Annotated in this window: 14 protein-coding genes; all 14 read right to left on the bottom strand. The window is 71.0% G+C overall.

From position 1 onward, the window contains the following. Positions 1 to 102: 102 nt before the first annotated feature. Complete coding sequence (gene fusA / locus IH09_RS24295) at positions 103 to 2,226, bottom strand: elongation factor G (protein WP_052859606.1); 2,124 nt, start codon at positions 2,224 to 2,226, stop codon at positions 103 to 105. A 39-nt stretch (positions 2,227 to 2,265) separates the two neighbouring features. Continuing rightward, the gene (gene rpsG, locus IH09_RS24290; protein ID WP_030986135.1) at positions 2,266 to 2,736 is read right to left on the bottom strand and encodes a 30S ribosomal protein S7; all 471 of its coding nucleotides are present in this window, start codon (positions 2,734 to 2,736) and stop codon (positions 2,266 to 2,268) included. A gap of 2 nt (positions 2,737 to 2,738) precedes the next feature. Then, positions 2,739 to 3,110 carry a 30S ribosomal protein S12 gene (gene rpsL / locus IH09_RS24285; protein WP_030062899.1) on the bottom strand — a complete coding sequence of 124 codons (372 nt, stop codon included), beginning with the start codon at positions 3,108 to 3,110 and terminating at the stop codon, positions 2,739 to 2,741. Positions 3,111 to 3,507: 397 nt separating this feature from the next. Further along, the gene (locus IH09_RS24280; protein ID WP_052859605.1) at positions 3,508 to 4,305 is read right to left on the bottom strand and encodes a phytanoyl-CoA dioxygenase family protein; all 798 of its coding nucleotides are present in this window, start codon (positions 4,303 to 4,305) and stop codon (positions 3,508 to 3,510) included. Between the two features lie 54 nt (positions 4,306 to 4,359). Further along, positions 4,360 to 5,106 carry a thioesterase II family protein gene (locus tag IH09_RS24275; protein ID WP_094791262.1) on the bottom strand — a complete coding sequence of 249 codons (747 nt, stop codon included), beginning with the start codon at positions 5,104 to 5,106 and terminating at the stop codon, positions 4,360 to 4,362. 12 nt (positions 5,107 to 5,118) lie between these two features. Further along, entirely contained in the window at positions 5,119 to 6,330 is a 1,212-nt protein-coding gene (locus IH09_RS24270; protein ID WP_052859604.1) for a cytochrome P450, read from the bottom strand. Between the two features lie 56 nt (positions 6,331 to 6,386). After that, positions 6,387 to 7,442, bottom strand: coding sequence for a methyltransferase (locus IH09_RS24265; RefSeq protein WP_052859603.1), 1,056 nt, complete (start codon positions 7,440 to 7,442; stop codon positions 6,387 to 6,389). Between the two features lie 11 nt (positions 7,443 to 7,453). Further along, on the bottom strand, positions 7,454 to 8,701 hold the full coding sequence (locus tag IH09_RS24260) for a cytochrome P450 (RefSeq protein WP_052859601.1): 1,248 nt from the start codon (positions 8,699 to 8,701) through the stop codon (positions 7,454 to 7,456). Between the two features lie 39 nt (positions 8,702 to 8,740). Further along, positions 8,741 to 9,982 carry a cytochrome P450 gene (locus tag IH09_RS24255; protein WP_052859599.1) on the bottom strand — a complete coding sequence of 414 codons (1,242 nt, stop codon included), beginning with the start codon at positions 9,980 to 9,982 and terminating at the stop codon, positions 8,741 to 8,743. 5 nt (positions 9,983 to 9,987) lie between these two features. Next, positions 9,988 to 11,799 carry a non-ribosomal peptide synthetase gene (locus IH09_RS24250; protein WP_110952553.1) on the bottom strand — a complete coding sequence of 604 codons (1,812 nt, stop codon included), beginning with the start codon at positions 11,797 to 11,799 and terminating at the stop codon, positions 9,988 to 9,990. 314 nt (positions 11,800 to 12,113) lie between these two features. After that, positions 12,114 to 12,854, bottom strand: a complete 741-nt coding sequence (locus IH09_RS24245) for a thioesterase II family protein (RefSeq protein WP_052859595.1) — start codon at positions 12,852 to 12,854, stop codon at positions 12,114 to 12,116. A 49-nt stretch (positions 12,855 to 12,903) separates the two neighbouring features. Next, positions 12,904 to 14,136, bottom strand: coding sequence for a cytochrome P450 (locus tag IH09_RS24240; protein ID WP_240150418.1), 1,233 nt, complete (start codon positions 14,134 to 14,136; stop codon positions 12,904 to 12,906). Between the two features lie 31 nt (positions 14,137 to 14,167). Next, a complete protein-coding gene (locus IH09_RS24235) occupies positions 14,168 to 14,389 on the bottom strand; it encodes an MbtH family protein (protein WP_052859592.1) in 222 nt (73 codons plus the stop codon). Positions 14,390 to 14,449: 60 nt separating this feature from the next. Then, a complete protein-coding gene (locus IH09_RS24230) occupies positions 14,450 to 20,782 on the bottom strand; it encodes a non-ribosomal peptide synthetase (protein ID WP_110952552.1) in 6,333 nt (2,110 codons plus the stop codon). Between the last annotated feature and the right edge of the window lie 192 nt (positions 20,783 to 20,974).

Genomic DNA, 20,974 nt, shown 5'->3' with positions numbered 1-20,974 from the left:
TTGCTGGGGTGCCGGCTGCCGGGGCATTCCTCACGGATTGCGGGGTTTGCCCCGGCAGACGGTGTCAAGCCTAAAGCGTGTTCCGGCTAACGGGAGCAGGAACTACTCGCCCTTGGCCTTCGCGATGATCTCCTCGGCGACGTTCCGGGGAACCTCGGCGTAGGAGTCGAACTGCATCGAGTAGCTTGCGCGACCCGACGTCTTGCTGCGGAGGTCTCCGACGTAGCCGAACATCTCCGAGAGGGGAACCAGGCCCGTGACGAGCTTGGCGCCGCTGCGGTCCTCCATGGACTGAATCTGTCCACGGCGGGAGTTGATGTCGCCGATCACATCGCCCATGTAGTCCTCGGGCGTGGTGACCTCGACCTTCATCATCGGCTCCAGCAGGGCCGGGCTGGCCTTGCGGGCGGCCTCCTTGAAGGCCATGGAACCGGCGATCTTGAACGCCATCTCGGAGGAGTCGACCTCGTGGTACGCACCGTCGAGGAGCGTGACCTTGACGCCGGTCAGCGGGTAGCCGGCGAGAACACCGAACTCCATGGCCTCCTGGCAGCCCGCGTCCACGGACGGGATGTACTCCCGCGGGATACGGCCACCGGTGACCTTGTTCTCGAACTCGTACCCGTCGCCCTCAAGCGGTGCGATGGCGATCTGCACCTTCGCGAACTGGCCGGAACCACCAGTCTGCTTCTTGTGCGTGTAGTCGAGGCGCTCGACGGCCTTGCGCAGGGTCTCGCGGTACGCGACCTGCGGCTTGCCGACGTTGGCCTCGACCCGGAACTCACGGCGCATACGGTCGACCAGCACGTCGAGGTGCAGCTCGCCCATACCCGCGATGATGGTCTGGCCGGTCTCGTCGTCGGTGTGAACCTGGAACGAGGGGTCCTCTTCGGCGAGGCGCTGGATGGCGACACCCAGCTTCTCCTGGTCGCCCTTGGACTTGGGCTCAATGGCGACCTGGATGACCGGAGCCGGGAATTCCATCGACTCAAGGATCACCGGCTGCGCGGAGTCGCAGAGGGTCTCACCGGTGGTGGTCTGCTTCAGACCCATGACGGCGACGATGTCACCGGCACCCACCGACTCGATCTCCTCACGCTTGTTCGCGTGCATCCGGTAGATCTTGCCGATGCGCTCCTTCTTGCCCTTCACCGAGTTCTGCACCTGCGAGCCGGCCTCAAGGCGGCCCGAGTACACCCGGATGAAGGTGAGCTTGCCCAGGTGGGGGTCGCTCGCAATCTTGAACGCGAGAGCCGCGAGCGGCTCGTCGTCGGACGGCTTGCGGACGATGACCTCGTCCGCGTTCTTCACCGACTGGCCCTCGACATCGCCGATGTCCAGGGGCGACGGGAGGTAGCGGGCGACGCCGTCGAGCAGGGGCTGGACGCCCTTGTTCTTGAAGGCGGTACCGCAGAACACAGGGGTGACGGTCGTGGTGCCCTCAGCGCCGGTCGAGGCGATGGTGATACGACGGATCGCCTCGTGCAGCTGCTCCTCGGTGGGCTCCTGGCCCTCCAGGTACAGCTCCATCATGGCTTCGTCGTTCTCCGCGACGGCTTCGAGCAGCTTGCCGCGCCACTCGTCGGCCGCCTCGATGTGCGTGTCGGGGATGTCGACGGTGTCGTACATCTCGCCCTTGGCAGCATCCGCGGACCAGACCAGAGCCTTCATGCTGACGAGGTCGACGACACCCTTGAAGTCCATCTCGGTGCCGATCGGCAGCTGCATGACCAGCGGAACCGCGCCGAGGCGGTCCACGATCATGTCGACGCAGCGGTGGAACTCCGCGCCGGTCCGGTCGAGCTTGTTGACGAAGCAGATACGCGGAACGCCGTAGCGGTCCGCCTGACGCCAGACGGTCTCGGACTGCGGCTCAACACCGGCAACGCCGTCGAACACCGTCACCGCACCGTCGAGGACGCGCAGGCAGCGCTCCACCTCGACGGTGAAGTCGACGTGGCCCGGGGTGTCGATGATGTTGATGGTGTGGTCGACGTTGTTCAGCGGCCAGTGGCAGGTCGTCGCGGCAGACGTGATCGTGATGCCGCGCTCCTGCTCCTGCTCCATCCAGTCCATCGTGGCAGCGCCGTCGTGGACTTCACCGATCTTGTAAGAGACACCGGTGTAGAACAGGATCCGCTCGGTGGTGGTCGTCTTGCCCGCGTCGATGTGGGCCATGATCCCGATGTTGCGGACCTTGGCCAGGTCAAGCGAAGTGGTGGCCATATCGGCTCAATCTTCTCTCGGTCTCGATGTGGGTTGCGACTACCAGCGGTAGTGCGCGAAGGCCTTGTTGGACTCGGCCATCTTGTGCGTGTCCTCACGCTTCTTGACCGAAGCGCCGAGGCCGTTGGAGGCGTCCAGCAGTTCGTTCATGAGGCGCTCGGTCATGGTCTTCTCGCGACGGGCGCGGGAGTAGCCCACGAGCCAGCGGAGCGAGAGGGTGGCGGCACGACCGGGCTTGACCTCGATCGGAACCTGGTAAGTCGCGCCACCGACACGGCGGGACTTGACCTCAAGGGTCGGCTTGATGTTCTCCAGCGCGCGCTTGAGCGTGATGACCGGGTCGTTACCGGTCTTCTCGCGCAGGCCCTCCATGGCGCCGTAAACGATGCGCTCGGCGGTGGAGCGCTTGCCGTTCAGCAGCACCTTGTTGATGAGGGAGGTCACCAGAGGAGAACCGTAGACCGGGTCGATGATGACCGGGCGCTTCGGGGCGGGGCCCTTACGAGGCATTCTTACTTCTCCTTCTTGGCGCCGTAGCGGCTGCGGGCCTGCTTACGGTTCTTGACGCCCTGCGTGTCGAGGGAGCCGCGGATGATCTTGTAGCGAACACCCGGCAGGTCCTTCACACGGCCACCACGCACGAGCACGATCGAGTGCTCCTGCAGGTTGTGCCCCTCGCCCGGGACGTAGGCAGTAACCTCGATCCCACTGCTCAGCTTCACTCGCGCGACCTTGCGGAGGGCCGAGTTCGGCTTCTTCGGGGTGGTCGTGAAGACACGCGTGCACGTACCACGACGCTGGGGCGACCCCGCCAATGCGGGTGTCTTGTTCTTCTCGACCTTGTCCTGGCGGCCCTTGCGGACCAGCTGCTGGATCGTAGGCACCGTTTCTCCGGTTTCTCGTCTCGGTACAACTAACCTGGAACATCGCCGACCCACGCGGTCGGGTGTGTCGAAGGCTGCAAACCCCCACCAGAGGCGGGGAAGGCGCAGATTTCGGTGTCTCGGACCGGTAATCGGTCGACCCGGGTCCTACGTGATCTTCAGCGCACGCAGGAACCCAGGGACACCCCAGGCACAAGGTCAGAGCGTACCTACCGCATCAGTCGCGGTCAAAACAAATGCACATGCGAAGGAAACGCCGGACACGGCGATGTTGGAGCCACCGTAGTTGGCGCGGCGCCCCTACGGAAGGAAGGCGCCGCTTCTCCGTCGGATGTCGGCCACCGGCCGATCACTCATCCGTCGGGAGAAGCGGCGCCTTCCCGGCGGCCGCGGGGTATCAGCCCTGGTCGGAGCGGCCCAGGCCCTTGCGGATGGCCCGCTCCACGGCGTTGTACTCGGTGCCGGGCCCGCCGTCCACGACCAGCGTGCCCTGGGGGAAGAGCTGCGGCTGGGCGAGGAAGCGGGGCTCCTTGCCGCGGTGCTCCTGGGCGGAGTGCACGGTGAAGGGGTGGACGAGATACACGTCACCCGCCTCTCCGGTGACCAGCGCCTCCGGGCGGCCCTCGGTGCAGCTGAGCTGGTCGATGAGGGTGCGCAGGGACATGCCCGCCTCCCCGGCCGGCTCCAGCAGCGGGGGCACGTCCAGGTGGGAGCCGACGCGCACCCGGGTGGGGCCGTCGTCCTCGGTGACGTCGGAGTACAGGAAGAGGACCAGCAGGGCGCGGTCGCGGGAGCGGAGGTTGAGCCAGAAGAAGGGGTCGTTGTCGGACTGGTAGCTGCCGTCCACGTGCCAGGCGACGTCCTGGGGCGGATTCTTGTGCGGGAAGCGGATGGGGAAGGTGCCCATCGTCCGCATCGGCACCCAGCGGTCCCGGCCGACGAGCTGGTCGTAGGCGGCCCGCAGCCGCGGGGTGTTCGCCGCCTCGATGAACGGCTCCTCGCTGCTCTCCCAGACCCGTACGACCGGCTCGGTCCAGGTGGTGGGGTCGTCGGGGTCCAGGCCCGTCTCGCGCCACAGGGCGGCGCGGCACGCCTGGGCGGTCTCCTTCGAGAAGGCGTGGTCGAGCCGGATGAAACCGTTCTCGATGAACTGATCGATCTGTTCGTCCGTGAATACCGGTTCCAGCGTTTCCATCGTTCCGGCTCTCCCGTTCGTGAGGTGGGGCGGGTGGTAGGGGTGTGGCGCGGTTCAGCCGGCCGGGGTGAGGGCGGTGGCCAGCAGGGACCGCAGTCCGGGCGGACAGTCCAGGAAGGCGAAATGGGTGCCGGTGAGGGTGCGGTAGTCGCTCTCGGCGACCCGGTCCCAGCCGTGCAGCACCTGGTCGGGCGGGACGATCTCGTCGTCGCTCCAGCCGACCACCGTCACCGGTACGGGCACCGTGCGGCCGGCGGGGTAGACGTACCGGCGCTGGACCACCTGGTCGTGGCGGAGGATCTCGGCGCCCATGGCGGCCATCTCCGGGGGGATCTCGCCGCCCATCTTGCGGGCCATGGAGCGGACCTCGGCGACGAAGTCGTGGCGGTCCAGATCGACGAAGTTCAGCGGCCCGTACAGGCCCTCGTCGGGCGGGCCCCAGGAGGAGGCGATGATCCGGCGCGGCAGGGGCAGACCGCGGTCTTGCAGGTGGAAGGCGGTGTCCAGGGCGTAGGGCACCGCGCCGCAGTGGGCGAAGAAGCCGTAGGGCCGGTCGCCGAGCTCGGTGAGGAAGCCGGTGAGGGACTCGGAGAACTCGCGGTGGGTGGCCGGCCGCGGCTCGCGGAAGCGGTTCTCGCGGCCCGGGGGCTGGAGGGCGCGGATCAGGGTGCCGTCCAGGTCCCTGGGCCAGTTGCGGTACGAGGACGCTCCGACGCCGGAGTACGGGAGGCAGAGCAGGACCGGGCCGTCCCCCGCGGGGAGGGGCAGGAACGGCCAGCGGCCGGGCTTCTTGATCGCCATCGTCGCGCCGCCTCAGGCCCGGCCGACGACCAGGTCGATGCTGCGGACGCCGAGGACGCCGGGGGTCTCGTGGTAGTCCACGTTGCGGCACTCGATCGTCGCGTAGCGCTCCAGGAGCTTCGCCACGGCGATCCGGGACTCCATGCGCAGGACCGGGGCGCCGAGGCAGTAGTGGATGCCGTGGCCGAAGGAGAGGTGGGGGTTGGGGTCACGGCGCAGGTCGAAGGTCTCGCCGTGCGGGAAGGTCGCCTCGTCGCGGTTGGCGGACATGACCCAGGAGATGACCGGGGTGCCGTCGGTGACCGGGGTGCCGTCGAGTTCGGCGCCGTTCTTGGCCAGCCGGTAGGCGAAGACGACCGGCGGGTAGTAGCGGAGCGTCTCGTCGAGGAAGCCGGGGATCAGCGAGGGGTCGGCGCGCAGGTCCCGTTCGGCGTCGGGGCGCCCGCCGAGGGCCACCAGCGCGTTGCCCAGCAGGACGGTGGTGCTGACCTGGCCGCCGATGAGGATGCTGGCGGCGAGTCCGTAGACCTCGGCGTCGGAGAGCCGCTCACCGTCGATCTCGGCCGCGATCATGCGGCTGATCAGGTCGTTCCGGGGGTCCTTACGGCGTTCCTTGGCGACCTCCAGCAGGTACTCGCGCATCTGGTTGAAGGTCTCGCTCACGCTGTCGGGGACCGTGACCTCGTTGAGCTCGCCGATGGGGTTGTCGAACGCGCCGCCGGTGGCGACCTGGGCCCAGGTCCGGAAGAGCGAATGGTCCTCGGCGGGGACGCCGAGAAGCTCCGCGGTGACGATCGCGGGCAGCGGGCTGGCGAAGTTGGTGACCAGGTCGAACTCGTCGAGGCCGTCGAGGGCGCCCAGGAGGCGGTCGGTGACCGCGGCCATCCGGGACTCCATACCGGCGATGACCTTGGGGGTGAACGCCTGGTTCACCAGCGAGCGGTACTTGCGGTGCTTGGGCGGGTCGATGGTGCCGAGGTTGACGTGATCGCGCAGGCCCGGCTCGGTGGACTCGGGGACGAGGTGGCTGAAGTCGGAGGAGAAGTGGGTGGGGTCGTGGAGGATGCCGCGGGTCTGGGCGTAGCCGAGGACGTGGTAGGCGCCGGTCACCTCGTCCTGCCAGAAGTGGCTGTCCGCGCGCATCTCCCGCAGAAACGCGGCGAGCGCCGCCCCGCCGTCCGCGGTAGTGGGGATCTTGGTGCCGTCGAACGTCTTGATGGCCATGGTGCTGGGTCCGTTCTGTGTCACGTACGGGAAGGAGGCGGCGCCGGGGCGTCCCGTCAGGCCGCGCGGCCGGCGGCGACGTACTCCACGAGGGAGGCGCCCGAGCCCAGCGGACGGGTGGTGGCGTGGACCAGGCCCGCCCGGCCGGCCAGCTCGCCGTAGTGGTCCGGCGTCCGTTCCCGGCCGCCGAAGGTGACCAGCATGCTGAGGTCCACGGTGGCGTCGGGGTAGCCCGCGGCCTCGTCGCCCAGCAGCCGCTCCACGACCAGGACCCGGCCGGTGGGGCCGGCCGCCTCGGCGCACCGGCGCAGGATGCGGACGGCGTCCTCGTCGCCCCAGTTGTGCAGGACGTGCGCGAGGACGTAGCGGTCGGCGCCTTCGGGCAGCGGGTCGAAGAAGCTGCCCTCCCGGACCGCGCAGCGCTCCCGGACGTCGGAGGCGGCGATCCGCTCGCGGGCCCGTACGGCGGTGACCGGCAGTTCGACGAGCGTGCCGCGCAGGGCGGGCCGCTCGGCGAGCAGGTTCAGCAGGAGGCTGCCGGTGCTGCCGCCGACGTCGACGACGTGGGTCACCCCGGACCAGTCGTGGGCGGCGGTCACGGCCGGTGCCCAGTGGGCCGCCATGGTCTCCATCAGGCCGTCGAAGGCGGCGCCGAAGCCGGGGTCCTGGGCCGCGTCCGCCCAGACGGGGCGGCCGACGATCCGCTCGTAGACCGGGGTGCCGGTGCGTACGGCGTCCAGCAGTCCGGCGTAGGCGAGGTCCATCCGTCCCACGCCGTCGAGGTCGAGCCAGTCGCGCATCCGGGCGGGGTGCTCGGAGGTGAGGAAACCGGCGGCGTCGGTGGTGGCGAAGGTGCCGGGCTCGGGCTCGGTGAAGAGGCCCTTGGTGGTCAGCAGGCGCAGCAGGCGGACCAGGGCCTCCGGGTCGGTGCCGCTCGCGTCGGCGAGCCGCGCCACCGGTACCGGGCCGTCGGCCAGCAGGTCGGGCAGGCGCAGGGTGGCGGCCACCCGGATCGCCATCGGGGAGACGATGTCGCAGAGCGCGGCGAGCTGCGCCGGGTCGAGGGCGGCGGGCTGCCCGGCGGGGGCGGTGTCATTGCCAGAAGACGTCATGGGTTCTTTTCCTAGGAGGTTGCCGAGCGGAGCTTGGCGCGGACCGGCAGCCGGGTCAGGCCGTTGATGAAGTTGGAGGCCAGGTGCTCGACCGGGCCGTCCAGCTCGAACTGCTCGAATCCCGCGGCCAGTTCCTCGACCAGGACGTTGAGCACCGCGCGGGCCGCCGGGGCGCCGATGCAGTAGTGGGCGCCGAGCGAGAAGGCGATGTGCTTGTTGGGCTTGCGGTCCGGCAGGAAGGCGTAGGGGTCCGCGAAGACCTCGGCGTCGCGGTTGGCCGAGCCGATCCAGGCCGCGACGATGTCGCCCGCCGCGATACGGGTGCCGCGGATCTCGACGTCCTCGGTGGTGCGCCGCATGACGTGGTTGGTCGGCGTGGACCAGCGCAGCGCCTCCTCGACGCAGCCGGAGACCAGGGAGGGGTCGTCGAGGACCTGGCGCCAGGCGTCGGGGTTCTCGGCGAGGGCCAGGATCAGATGGGCGGCGACGTGCGGCGTCGTGGTGTTGGCGCCCATGACCATGCTGTAGCAGTTGAGCAGGACCTGCTGGTCGTCGAGTTTGCGGCCGCCGTAGTCGAGTCCGACCAGGACGCTGATCAGGTCGTCCTTGGGGGCGCGCCGGCGGGCGGCGATGACCTCGGAGAACATCGCGAAGAGCTGGTGGTGCGCCTTGCGCAGGGTGCGTTCGTTGCTGCCCTGACTGTAGATGGGGTCCTCGGGGGCGATACCGGCCATGGTCCAGCCGGGGATGTCCGGCCAGACCGACTCGGGGATGCCGAGGATGTCGCCGACGGCGAGCATCGGCAGATGCAGCATGATCTGGGTGATGTCGACGGTGCCGCCGTCGTAGCAGGGCGCCAGCATCGTGCGGATGCGGGCCCGGACGTCCTCGGTGCGGCGGCTCACCACGAGCGTGGACATGGTTTTGATGGCCGGGCTGCGCAGCCAGGCGTGCTCGGGCGGGTCGGTCAGCGGCATGGTCTTGCCCCCCGCGCTGTCCCCGCTGTCGGCGACGTCGAGGACGTTGCCGTGGGTGGAGGAGAACCGGGTGGTGTCCTTCACCAGCCGCACCACGTCGTCGAACCGGGTGAGGTTCCAGAAGGCAGGCTGGCCGGGGCGCGCCTGGCGCCAGACCGGTGCCTGTTCGCGCAGGGTGTGCCAGGCGTGGTGCTGGGGAACGGTGCGGTAGCTGGTGGGCGAGAACAGGTCGATCTCGTCCAGCGGCAGGTGCTCCCCGGACTGCGGGCCCGTCATCAACATGGTGTTTCTCCGTGTGCGAGGCGGCGGACGGTCACGTGATCAGGCGCCGGTGGTGAAGTTCATGGGCAGCCGGGTGATGCCGTTGATCCAGTTCGAGTAGAGGTGCGTCGGCTCGCCGGCGAGCTCGAAGCGGATGCGGCGGCGGGCCAGTTCCCCGAAGAGCGCGGCCAGGGCGACCTTGGAGGCCGGGGCGCCGATGCAGTAGTGCGGGCCGACGCCGAAGCCCATGTGCGGGTTGGGCGAGCGGGTGAGGTCGAACGTGTACGGGTCGCGGAAGACGTTCTCGTCGCGGTTGGCGGAGGCGACCCAGGCGCACACCCAGTCGCCCTCGGCCAGGTCGGCGCCGCCGAGGGTGGTGTCCTTGGACACCCGCCGTACGAGGTGGTGGGTGGGCGAGACCCAGCGGGTGCCCTCGTCCACCAGGGCGGGCACCAGGGAGGGGTCCGCCAGGACGGCTTCCCAGAGCTCGGGCTGCTCGGCCAGGGTCAGCAGCAGTTGCGCGGCGACGTGCGGGGTCGTGGAGTTGGCGCCGAGCGCGAAGCTGTAGCAGTTCATCAGGACCTGCTGCTCGGGCATGCGGCGGCCGTGGTACTCCAGCGTCAGCAGGCCGGATATCAGGTCCTCGCCCAGGTTCCGGCGCCGGCTGCGGAGGATGTCCGAGAAGACGGCGAAGAGCTTGTGGTGGACCCGGCGCAGGGTGTCCTCGACGTTCCGGCCGACCGCGTACTCCGGGTCCTGGGGGGCGATGCTGGCCGTGGTGTTGAAGGCGACGGTGTCCCAGTACTCCTCGGGGATGCCCATCAGGTCGCCGGCCGCGGCCATCGGCAGGGTGCGCAGCAGCCGCGCCACGTCGTGCTCGCCGCCCGTCAGCAGCGGGGCGGCCAGGGCGAGGACGCGGGCGCTGATGTCGTCGGTGCGGTTGCGGACCACGGCGTGTCGCAGCCGGCGCATGGACGGCTGGCGGATCTGCCCGTGGTCGGGCGGGTCCATCAGCGTGATGGCCATGCCGCCCGCCGAGTCCCCGACGCCGACCGACGCCAGGATGGTGCCGTGTTCGGAGCCGAAGGTGGCGGTGTCCTTGATGATCCGGTCGCAGTCGGCGTACGAGACGAAGGACCAGTAGTCGGTGCCGTCGGGGGTGCGCTCCCGGCGGACCGGCGCCTGCCGGCGCAGGGTGTGCCAGGCGCCGTGCTGCGAGCCGCGCAGGTATGCGGCGGGGTCGAAGAGTTCGATGGAGTCCAGGGGTACCGGGTGGTCCGGTTCGCCGAGGCCGATGCGCATGGTGGCTAGTCCTCCTGCGCGGCGGCGGGGTCGAGGCTGTACTCGGCCAGTTCCGCGATGGTCTGGTAGTCGAACAGGGCCTCCGCCTCGATCGGGATGCCCTCGTCGGCGAGGCGCTGGATGAGGGAGACGCTGCGCAGCGAATCGCCGCCCAGCTGGAAGAAGTTGTCGTCGACGCCGACCTTGTCCAGGTCCAGGGTCCGGGACCAGATGGCGGCCATGGTCCGCTCCAGCCGGTTGCGCGGCGCGACGTAGGGCTCGTCCAGGCCGAGTTCGTCGCGGCGGTCCCACGGGTAGGGCAGGGCCCGCCGGTCGGTCTTGCGGTTGGGGTCCAGCGGCATCTCGGCGAGGATCACGAAGGCCGCGGGCATCAGGTAGGCGGGGAGCCGGTCCAGCGCCCACAGCCGCAGGTCGTTGGTGACGAGTTCGGCGCCGTCGGCCAGGGTCACGAAGGCGGCGAGGCGCTTGAGCTGGGGGCCCTCGTCGAAGACCTCGACGACGGCCTGGGAGATGTCGGGGTGGCCGCCGAGGACGGCCTCGATCTCGCCGGGTTCGATGCGGTAGCCGCGGATCTTGACCTGGCGGTCGGAGCGGCCGTGGAAGGCGAACTGGCCGTCGGGCAGTTCGGCGGCGAGGTCGCCGGTGCGGTACATCCGGGTGCCGGGGTTCAGGGCTGCCGGGTCGGCGACGAAGCGCTCCGCGGTCAGGCCGGGCCGGCCGAGGTAGCCGCGGGCGATACCGCTGCCGCTGAGGTAGAGCTCACCGACGGTGCCCGCGGGCACCGGCCGCAGCCGCTCGTCGAGGACCCGCATGGTCATGCCCGCGAGGGGGCTGCCGATGGGGACGCTGTCCAGGTCGCGGTCGGCGTCGACGGCGTGCAGGGAGGTGAACACGGTGGCCTCGGTGGGGCCGTAGGCCGCGAAGGTGGTGTGCCGGGTGAGCGCGGCGGAGGCGCGGACGTGTTCCGGGGAGAGCACATCGCCGCCGGTGATGACCCGGCCGACCGAGGCGAGCGCCTCGCTGTCCCGCTCGACCAGCAGCCGGAAGAGGCCGGAGGTGGCGAAGAGCCAGTCGGGGGTGGTCTCGCGCAGCCGGCGTCCGAGGTCGGCGACGGAGAGCGGGTTGGTGGGGATGACGGCGACCGAGGCGCCGCGGCCCAGGGCCGACCAGATCTCGAAGATGGAGGCGTCGAAGGAGGTGGGGGCGAGCTGGGCGACGACGTCACCGGGCCGGATGTCCAGGCGCGCGTCGTCGAGCACGAAGCGGCTGAGGTCGGCGTGCGGCACCATCACGCCCTTGGGCGTACCGGTCGAGCCGGAGGTGTAGACGACGTAGGCGAGGTTGCCGGGCCGTACGGGCACCGCTTCGGCCGGGGCGTCCGCCTCGTCCGCGGCCTCCGGGGTCAGGGTCTCCAGGCCGTCGTCCGCGAACGCCTTGGCGCCGTACTCGTCGGCCACCACCAGCGCGGCGCCCGCGTCCCGGGCGATGAAGCTCTGCCGGTCCTGCGGGTAGTCGGGGTCGACGGGTACGTAGGCGGCGCCGGCCTGGAGGACGCCGAGCATGGCCGCCACCAGGCGGGGCGAGCGGGGCAGCGCGACGCACACCCGGGATTCGGGGCCGATGCCGCGGGCGCGCAGCGCGGCGGCCAGCCGGCCGGCGCTGCGGTCCAGCTCCGCGTAGGTCAGGGCGTCGTCGTCGAGGGCGACGGCCACCTGCTCCGGGGTGCGTGCCGCCCATTCCCGCACGAGGTCCTGAATGGGTGTGCCGTCGCTTCGCATATCGCCGTTCTCCGGCGCGTCCGAGACTCTAGAGTTCATGAGACAAAACCGCCTTCTGCTTCCCTGACGAGACCAGGTCAATAAATGGGCAGCACAGTGAAAACGCCGAATAACTCCTGGTTCGGCAGGCCCCCGACGCAAACCGGGAACAAGCTAGCCATTCACTCACCGCACCGTCAAGCACACGTGAATTCACTACGGAAAGCCCCCTGTCAACCGCCCTCCGGGCAGGCTTGACCGGACTCCGCACCGCCGTCTCTCATGAAACGGCGGAGCGAGCCCTCGGTAATTGCCGGACGCTTTTCCGTTACTCCGTCAGCCGTTTTCCCGGATGATTTTCACGACCCTTTGACTCAGCTGTTTTCCCGCATGGCCGCGAGGACGAGCCGGATGACGTCCCGCAACTGGTCCTGGAGGAAGAAGTGGCCGCCGGGCAGGACCTCGAACCGGTACGGCCCGTCGGTCTCCTTGCCCCACGGGTCCACCTTCTCCGGCGGCGCGATGGCGTCCGCCGCCCCGGCCAGGGCGAGGACCGGGCAGTCCAGCCGCCGGGGGTAGGAGGTCAGATCGCTGGTCTCCGAGAGCTTCAGATCGGACCGGATCACCGGCAGCATCAGATGCAGGATCTCGGCCGACCGGAGGATCTCGGCCGGTACTCCGCCCAGCTCACGCAGGTGCTCGATCAGGTCCTCGTCGCCGAGGTGGTGGGCGTGGCGCCAGTCGGTGACGCTCGGCGCAGGCGTCCCGGACAGCACCAGCCCGGCCGGGCCGGGCAGTCCGCGCGCCGCCAGTTCGTGCGCCAGCGCGAAGGAGACCCGGGCGCCCATGCTGTGCCCGAAGAAGGTGAACGGCGGGCGCAGCTGCGGCGCCAGTTCGTCGGCGAGGTCCTTGACCAGCGGCGCCATGGCCTCGTACGCGGGCTCCCGGTACCGGTTCTCCCGGCCGGGCAGCTGCACGTACCGGACGTCCACCCAGTCCGGCAGGTGTTCCGTCCATTGACGGAACGCCGAGGCGCCGCCGCCCGCGTAGTGGAAACACCACAATTGCGCCCGGCCGGCCGCGGCCCTGGCCGGGCGGCGCACCCATTTGCTCAACGGTCTTTCCTTTCCACATCGCCGGACATCCGGAGATCCGGCCGCCCGGTCAGCACCAGCGCACCTTCATGGGGAGCTTCTTGATCAGCGAGTACGAGCCGAAGTACTCGACACCGTCCGCCACCTTGAAATCGGCGAAGCGGTCCAGTACCAGCCGCAGCGCGATGGTCGCCTCCAGCCGGCCGAGCGGCGCACCGAGGCAGAAATGCACACCATGACCGAATCCCATATGCGGATTGGGGCGGCGATGGATATCGAATTTCTCCGGCTGCTCGAAACGGGCCTCGTCCCGGTTGGCCGAGCCGGTCCAGAACAGGACCCGCTCGCCGGCCGGGATGGTCTGCCCGGCGATCTCCACCTCGCGGGTGGTGTACCGCAGCTGGCGGTCGGCCGGGTTGCGGTAGCGCAGCACCTCCTCGATGGTGCTGGAGACCGCCATGTCGTCGGCCCGCAGCCCGGCCAGTGAGCGGGGGTGCTCGTCCAGGCAGAGCATCAGGTTGGCCAGCAGCATGGTGACCATGAGGTGCCCGGCGATCAGCAGCAGGCTGGCGACGCCCACGATCTCGTCGTCGGTCAGCCGCTCGCCGTCCTGCTCCGCGGCGGCCAGCCGGCCGAGCAGATCGTCGGTGGGCGCCGCCCGGCGCCGCGCGATGTGCTCGCGCAGATAGCCGTTCATCTCGCGCAGCGACGCCATCGGGTCCGGCGGGGCCTGCGCCCCGGCCGCGCCCGGGGGCGCCGCCTCGACGTCCACACCGGTCAGCACCTTCGCCCAGGTCAGCAGGTGACGGCTGTCCTCGCGGGGCAGCCCGAGCAGGTCGGCCAGGACGATGACGGGGATGGGGTGGGCGAAGGCCGCGATGAAGTCGAACTCCTCGGCACCGTCCAGCGCGTCCAGCAGTTCCTTGGCGACCGCGGTGATCCGCGGCGCGAGCTGCGCCACGGCCCGCGGCGTGAACGCGCTGCTGACCAGGGACCGGACCCGGCGGTGGGCCGGCGGGTCCATCATCATGAAGTTGCCCTGGGTGAACGGATGGAAGTCCGGCAGGGCCGCCATCTGGCCGCGGGCGTCGGACGAGAACGTCGCCGGGTCGGACAGCCCCTTCGCCACGTCCTCGTAGCGGAAGACCTGCCACATCCCGAACTGCTCCTCGCGGACGACCGGGTGCTCCCGGCGCATCAGCGCGAACCACGCGGACGGGTCCGAACTGTCCGTCAGCGCCCGCTCCTTCCCCTGCTGCACCCCGTGGCCTTCCTCTGTCATCTCATCCGCTGCCGTGCTCATGCGCTGCCTCGCTCCTCGTTCGCCGGCCGGGTCAGGCCGATGCGGCACCGTCCATGGCGGCCACCAGGCTCTTGGGGCGCATGTCCGTCCAGTTCTCGTTGACGTACGCCAGCGCGGCCTCGCGCTCCCCCGGCCCGAAGACCGAGGTCCAGCCGGCCGGGACGTCGGCGAAGGTCGGCCACAGGGAGTGCTGGCCCTCGTCGTTGACGAGCACCAGGAAGGTCGCGTTGGTGTCCTCGAAGGGGTTCGACATGGTTCTTCTCCCAGATCTCGATGTGTCGGGTGGTGGTGGACCGGTGCCGGAAGGCGCCGGTCACGGTGTCCGGTTGAGCTCGCGGGCCAGGACCGCGCCGATGCCGGCGATATGGTCCGGCCAGGTCATCCGGTGGTGCGGGCAGGCCACTTCGTGGACCGCGATCTCGCCGTCCACGTAGGGCTGCCAGGATTCGGGGCCGGGCACGCCGTCGGCCCGGTCCACGGTGGCCAGGAAGAACTGGAGAGCGCCGCGGAACCGGCGGGGGGTGAACTTCTCCGCGATGGTCCGGTTGTTGGCGTAGATCGCCACCATGGCCGCGATGTTGTCCTCGGTGAGGCTCGCCAGCGCACTGCCCTCGGCGCGGAAGATCTCCACCACCCGGGCGTAGTCCAGCTCGCCCTCGGCGAGCGCCGGGCCGGCCAGGCCGAGCTGTTCGAGCAGGGCGCTGAGCAGGCCCTCCTCGCTGAACGCCCGGCGCAGCAGATCGCCCACCTCGCTGCTGAGCCCCGCCGCCTCACGCGGCAGGGACGTGGGCGGATAGCCGTCCAGCAGCGCGACGAGGGCCACTTCCTCGCCCGCTTCCTGGAGCTGGACCGCCATCTCGTGCGCGATCATCCCGCCGGAGGACCAGCCGAGGATGTGGTACGGCCCGGCCGGCTGGACGGTTCTGATCTGCCGGACGTAGTCGGCGGCCATCTCCGGGACCGACCCCGGGCGCGGCTCGGGGCGGCCCAGGCTGCGGGCCTGGAGGCCGTACACCGGCCGGCCGGGACCCAGATGCCGGATGAGACCGGCGTAGGACCAGCTGATGCCCCACCCCGCGTGCACACAGAACAGCGGCGGGCGCTCGCCGTGCGGCCGCAGCGGCAGCAGGACGTCCAGCGATCCGTCGACGTCGTCCACGCCCAGCCGGGTGGCCAGTTCGGCGACGGTGGGCGCCTCGAAGAGCGCACGGATGGGGAGTTCCACGTTCAGCGTGTCGCGGATCCGGCTCACCAGGCGGGTGGCCAGCAGCGAGTGGCCGCCCAGGTCGAAGAAGTCCGCGTCGATACCGACCCGGCCGGCGCCGAGCACCTCGGCGAACAGCTCGCACAGCAGCTCCTCGTTCGGGGTGCGCGGGGTGCGGCCCGCGCCGCTCTCCGTCTCCGGAGCGGGCAGCGCCCGGCGGTCGAGCTTGCCGCGCGGGGTCAGCGGCAGCTCCTCCAGGGCCACCACGGCGGAGGGGACCATGTACTCCGGCAGCCGGCGCTTGAGGTAGCCGCGCAGCGAGGCGACCAGGGCGCCGCTGCGCCGCGCGCCCAGTGGCGCGCTGGTGTGCCGGGCGGCCGGCGCACCGGTCTCGTCCCGGGGCAGGGCGCCCGAGAGCACCGCGCCGGCGGGCCACGCCGCGCGCGGTACGAACACGGCCTCCATCCGGTCGTAGCCCGCCCGCGACCAGGTGACGGCCACCTCGTGGCCGAGCCGTTCGCCGAGCGCGTGCAGCTCCTCCGGGTCGACGCCCGACGGCGTACGGAGGCGGCGCAGCACCTCGTCCGGCTCCGCGCCCGCGTCCAGGGCCGCCAGCGCCGCGACCTCGGGCGCCGTACGGGCGTTGGGGATGCCGGTCACCCGCAGCGCGCCCGCGGGCCGCGCGCCGAGCAGCTGCGCGAGGGCGTCGAGGTCCGCGACGTCCGGCCCGTAGGCGCGGCGGGGGGCGTCGGACACCTCGACCACGGCGGCGGGCCGCTTGTGCAGGACGACCTCGTAGCGGTGCCGGGTGAGCTCGTTGTGCCGGGTGCCGCGCTTGAGCCGGATGTCGACGGCGCCGACGGCGGCCTCCTCCGCCGCCAGCGCCCAGAAGTAGTCCGGCGCGACGGTGAGTTCCTTCTCCATCAGCACGGCGTGCTCGACCGCGCGGCGTACCCGGTCGGCGTCCCCCCGCGTCTCGGTCCGCGCGCTCTGCACGGCGGCGGCGAGCGGGCGCAGCGACCGCTGTTCCCGTACGTCGCCGACGACCACCGCCCCGCCGGGGGCGACCAGCCGCAGGGCGCCGTGCAGCACCTGGCTGAGGTAGGTCTCGCTGGGGAAGTACTGCGCGACCGAGTTCAGCAGGACGACATCGAAGCCCTCCTCGGGCAGCCCCGCCAGCTCGTCGGCGGGCTGGGCCCGCAGCACCACCCGGCCGGCCAGCTCCGGCTGCCCGGCCACCTGTGCCCGCAGCGCGTCGATGGCCTCGGCGGAGAAGTCGGTGCCCCAGTACGTCTCGCAGTGCGGCGCGATCTTGGCCAGCAGCAGCCCGGAGCCGACGCCGAGCTCCAGGACCCGGCGCGGCCGCAGCTCCAGCACGCGCCGCACCGCCGCGTCGCGCCACTCCCGCATCGCGTCGAGGGGCAGGGCCGCGCCCTCGTCGTAGGTGCTGTTCCAGCCCGCGAAGTTCTCCCCGAAGCCGGTGGGCGCGGGGGCCGCGTATCCGTCGTCGAAGATCTGCCGCCACTCGCCGACGTGCTCGTCCTCCAGCGCGGCCGTGGCCGCGGCGGGCACGGCGGACGGGACCGCGGGGACGACGTACGCCACCAGCCGCGGGTCCCCCGCACGGTCCTCGCGGAGCACCACGGCGGCGCGGGCGACCTCGTCGTGCTCGGTGAGCTGCGCCTCGATCTCCCCCGGCTCGATCCGGAAACCGCGCAGTTTGAGCTGCTCATCGGCGCGGCCCAGATACTCCAGCGCGCCCCCGGCACCCCAGCGGGCCACATCGCCGGTCCGGTACATCCGGCTGCCCGGCGCACCGTACGGGTCGGCCACGAACCGCTCCGCGGTCTGCCCGGGGCGGCCGACATAGCCGCGGGCCACACCGGCCCCGGCCACGTACAGCTCCCCGGGCACACCACGGGGCACCGGTTGCAGACCGCCGTCCAGGACCTGTACCCGTACGTTGTCGATGGGCCCGCCGATGGGCGGCGGCGCCGCGCCGTCCAGCGGGCGGCTGGTCGTGGCGCAGATGGTGGTCTCGGTCGGACCGTAGGCGTTGAACATGGTCCGGCCGGCCGACCAGCGCGCGGTCAGCTCGGGCGAAACCGCCTCGCCCGCGGCCACGACGCAGCGCAGCGCGGGGAACTCCCCGTCGGGGATGGTGCCGAGTACGGCGGGCGGGGCCACCATGTGCGTGATCTCCGCCGCCGTGAGCAGCCGGCCCAGCTCCTCGCCGATCACCTGGCCGCGCGCGGCGGGCAGCACCAGCGTGGCGCCGCCGAGCAGGCTCATGACGAGGTCGCCGACGGCCATGTCGAAGCTGCTGGAGACGGTTTGCAGCACCCGGCTGCCGGGGCCCACGCCGAAGCGGGCGATCTGGTCCAGGGCGACGTTGGCGATCGCGCCGTGCGAGGCGACGACCCCCTTGGGGCGGCCGGTCGATCCGGACGTGTAGATCACGTACGCGGGCAGCGCGCCGCCCGGGTCCGCGGTCCGCGGGGCGGTGTCCGGCCGCTCCGCCAGCTTCCCCGGCAGGAACGGGTCGTCGACCAGCAGCTCCGGCACCCCCGAGTCGGCGGGCAGATCCGCCCCCAGCTGGACGTGCCGTAGCACCAGCGCCACCTCGGCCTCGGCGAGGATATGGGCCACCCGGTCCGCCGGGAACCCGGAGTCCAGCGGCAGACAGACCCCACCGGCCTTGAGCACCGCCAGCGCGCCGACGACGAAGTCCGCCGAGCGCGGCACCGCGAGCGCCACCACCTGCCCCGGCGCGACCCCCCGCGCGATCAGCAGATGGGCCATGCGGTTGGCCTGGGCGTCGAGTTCGGCGTATGAGAAGGCCCGGTCGCCGTCGAGCAGCGCCGGCGCCTGCGGGGTACGGGCCGCCTGCGCCGCGAACAGCCCGGCCAGCCCCTCCGCCGGCCGCGCCACGGCCCGGCCGGCGCCGATACCGCCGGTCAGCTCCCGGCGCTCGTCGGCGTCCAGGATGCCGACCAGTCCGATCGGCTGCCCGGGGCGCTCCACCGCGGCCGCCAGCAGCCGGCGGAACCGGTCGGTCAGCAGCCGTACCGTCCCCGCGTCGAACATGTCCGTGTTGTATTCGACGAACCCGGTGATGCCGCGCGCGCCGCCGTCGTCGGCCCGCCGCTCGCTCAGGCTGAAGAACGCGTCCACCCGCGAGGTCCCCAGCCGCGCCCCCGCGTAACTGACCTCCAGCTCCGGCAGCGCCAGCCGCACCTCGGGGGTGTTCTGGAGCACCAGGGAGACCTGGAAGAGCGGGTTGTGCGCGGTGGAGCGCTCCGGATTGAGGACCTCGACGAGGTGCTCGAAGGGCACGTCCTGGTTCGCGTACGCGCCCAGCGCGGTCTCCCGCGTCTGCCGCACCAGCTCGCGGAACGACGGGTTCCCGGAGACGTCGGTCCGCATCACCAGCGTGTTGACGAAGAACCCGACCAGATCGTCGAGCGCCTCGTCGGTACGGCCCGCGACACCGCTGCCGATCGGGATGTCGTCGCCCGCGCCCAGCCGGGACAGCAGCGCCGCCAGCCCCGCCTGAAGGACCATGAACAGGCTCGCGCCCTCGGCCCGCGCGAAGTCGGTGAGCCGCTGGTGCAGCGCGGCGTCCAGTTCGAAGACGAGCACGTCCCCGCCCTGGGAGGGAACATCCCGCCGGGGCCGGTCGGCGGGCAGCGCGATCCGGTCCGGGAGCCCGCCGAGCTGCTCCTTCCAGTAGGCCAGCTGACGGCTGAGCAGGCTTTCCGGGTCCCGGTCGTCGCCGAGCAGTTCGTGCTGCCAGAGCGTGTAGTCGGCGTACTGCACCGGCAGGTCGGGCAGCTCGGGCGTCCGGCCCTGCCGGCGCGCCTCGTACGAGGTCATCAGGTCCCGCGAGAGCGGGGCGAAGGACCAGCCGTCACCGGCGATGTGGTGGATGACGATGCACAGCACATGGTCCTCGGCCCCGAGCGCGAACAGCTGGGCCCGAATGGGGGCCTGGGCGGCCAGATCGAAGCCGTACTGGGCGGCCGCGTCGAGCGCGGGCTGCAACGAGGGCTCGTCGAGCGGTGTCACATCGAGGGCGGGCACCGCCTCCTCGGGGGCCAGGACGTGCTGGCAGGGCGCGCCGTCGCGTTCCGGGAAGACGGTACGCAGGGCCTCGTGGCGCGCCACGACATCGGCGAACGCGGCCCGCATCGCCTCGATGTCGAGGCGGCCGCGGAGCCGGACGACCCACGGCATGTTGTAGGTCGCGCTCGGCCCCTCGAAGCGGTGGATGAACCACAGGCGGCGCTGGGCGAAGGAGAGCGGTACCCGGTCGGGGCGCTCCTGCGGCTTCAGCGGTGTCCTTACGGGGCCGTCGCCGTCCGACCAGGTGGCGAGCTCGGCGATGGTCGGCGCCTCGAAGAGCGCGCGGATCGGTATCTCGATGCCCAGGGTGCTGCGGATCCGGCTGACCAGGCGGGTCGCGAGGAGAGAGTGGCCGCCCAGGTCGAAGAAGTCGTCGTCGATGCCGACCCGGCCCAGCCCCAGTACCTGCGCGAACAGGTCACAGAGCACCTCTTCCTGCGGGGTGCGCGGCGTCCGCCCGGAGCCGGCCTCGAATTGCGGTGCGGGCAGGGCGCGGCGGTCCAGCTTCCCGTTGGCGGTCAGCGGCAGCCGCTCCAGGCGGACCAGGGCGGTGGGCACCATGTACGAGGGCAGCCGCTCATCGGCCCAGGCGCGCACCTGCTTGATGAGGTCGGTGGTGTGGCGGGTGGCGGTGGGGTTGTTGGTGTAGTGGGCGAGGGGGGCGGTGCCGGTGGGGGCGGCGTAGGTGCCGATGAGGTCTTGGGCCCCGGTGACGAAGAGGGCGTCGATCCGGTCGTCCGCGGTGGCGGACCAGGTGACGGTCACCCGGTAGCCGAGACGCGCCGCGAACGCCGTGAAGAAGCCCGGGTCGACGACCAGCTCCTTCTCCAGCACCACATCCTGCTCAATCGCACGCCGAAGCCGCGCAGGATCGGAATCAGGGTCGGCGCCATGCAGCTGAACCGCCGAACGGAAAGTACGCAGCAGACGCCGGTCACGGACATCACCGACGAAGACCGCACCCCCCGGCGCCACCAGGGAGAGCGCCTTTCGCAAGACCTCCGCCAGGTAATCGCCGTGCGGGAAATACTGGACGACCGAGTTCACGATGACGACGTCGAAGAAACCCTCCGGCAGGCCCTCCGTCACATCAGCGGCCTGTGCCCGCAGCGTCACACGATCCGACAGCTCAGGCCGCTCCGCCACCTGGCCCCGCAGTGCGTCAATCACCTGCGCCGACAGATCTGTGCCCCAGTACTCCTCCACGCCCGACGCCAAATGCGCCATGAGAAGACCCGCACCCACGCCGATCTCCAACACCCGACGCGGACCCAGCCCCCGAACACCATCCAACGTCACATCACGCCACACCCGCATATCCGCAACCGGAATCGGCGAACCCGAATAACTCGAATTCCACCCCACAAAATCCTCACCGAACGGCGCCTTGGACCCCTCATACTCCGCATCGAAAATCGCCTGCCATTCACGCACCTGCTCCACCGCAGACTCACCACTCACCCCCTCCTCCGCATCCAATTCGGCGGGGACGAGGTAGCCGACGAGGCG

It is taken from the genome of Streptomyces celluloflavus, assembly GCA_000720995.1.
In the GTDB taxonomy this organism is placed as follows: domain Bacteria; phylum Actinomycetota; class Actinomycetes; order Streptomycetales; family Streptomycetaceae; genus Streptomyces; species Streptomyces celluloflavus.
Note: the sequence above shows the minus strand (reverse complement) of the source record. Positions and strands in the feature narration are given on the sequence as shown.

Bases quoted from the DNA above. Each gene is read 5' to 3' on its own strand.
- IH09_RS24250 (WP_110952553.1), bottom strand. From the start codon at position 11,799: ATGAACTCTAGAGTCTCGGACGCGCCGGAGAACGGCGATATGCGAAGC.
- IH09_RS24260 (WP_052859601.1), bottom strand. From the start codon at position 8,701: ATGTTGATGACGGGCCCGCAGTCCGGGGAGCACCTGCCGCTGGACGAG.
- IH09_RS24240 (WP_240150418.1), bottom strand. From the start codon at position 14,136: ATGAGCACGGCAGCGGATGAGATGACAGAGGAAGGCCACGGGGTGCAG.
- fusA (WP_052859606.1), bottom strand. From the start codon at position 2,226: ATGGCCACCACTTCGCTTGACCTGGCCAAGGTCCGCAACATCGGGATC.
- IH09_RS24235 (WP_052859592.1), bottom strand. From the start codon at position 14,389: ATGTCGAACCCCTTCGAGGACACCAACGCGACCTTCCTGGTGCTCGTC.
- IH09_RS24255 (WP_052859599.1), bottom strand. From the start codon at position 9,982: ATGCGCATCGGCCTCGGCGAACCGGACCACCCGGTACCCCTGGACTCC.
- IH09_RS24265 (WP_052859603.1), bottom strand. From the start codon at position 7,442: ATGACGTCTTCTGGCAATGACACCGCCCCCGCCGGGCAGCCCGCCGCC.
- rpsG (WP_030986135.1), bottom strand. From the start codon at position 2,736: ATGCCTCGTAAGGGCCCCGCCCCGAAGCGCCCGGTCATCATCGACCCG.
- IH09_RS24230 (WP_110952552.1), bottom strand. From the start codon at position 20,782: ATGCGGGTGTGGCGTGATGTGACGTTGGATGGTGTTCGGGGGCTGGGT.
- IH09_RS24270 (WP_052859604.1), bottom strand. From the start codon at position 6,330: ATGGCCATCAAGACGTTCGACGGCACCAAGATCCCCACTACCGCGGAC.
- IH09_RS24280 (WP_052859605.1), bottom strand. From the start codon at position 4,305: ATGGAAACGCTGGAACCGGTATTCACGGACGAACAGATCGATCAGTTC.
- IH09_RS24275 (WP_094791262.1), bottom strand. From the start codon at position 5,106: ATGGCGATCAAGAAGCCCGGCCGCTGGCCGTTCCTGCCCCTCCCCGCG.